The following is a 310-nucleotide window of genomic DNA, read 5'->3' as shown; positions in this document are numbered from 1 at the left end:
AGGCGTTGGAAGGCAGGCCCTCCCCATATGGCTGGTACGGCTGCCGGGCAAACTGCTTGACGTCCCAGTACCACGGCGCCTGCACGTTCTTCCACTGCATGTATCCTGACTTGCGTGCCGAATACGAGATGCCCCCGACCGCATAAGCCAGCCACAGATTCCCTTTGGAATCAAAAGCGGCGGAAGCCGCCTGGTCCTCCACCAGGCCCGTGGACCGGTCCAGCGTCTTCCATGAATCATTTCCGGGATCATAGATGGATACGCCGCCGGACGTGGCAACCGCCACCTCCCCGGAAACGGGAGAGACGGC

1 protein-coding gene is annotated in these 310 nt (G+C 61.9%); it reads right to left on the bottom strand.

Translation table 11 applies throughout. The features are described 5' to 3' along the window. On the bottom strand, positions 1-310 hold a 310-nt coding region (locus CXU21_RS12475), incomplete at both ends, for a hypothetical protein (protein WP_180972815.1).

Source organism: Akkermansia muciniphila (genome assembly GCF_002884975.1).
GTDB lineage: Bacteria > Verrucomicrobiota > Verrucomicrobiia > Verrucomicrobiales > Akkermansiaceae > Akkermansia > Akkermansia muciniphila_C.
This window is presented reverse-complemented; position numbering and strand designations above follow the sequence as displayed.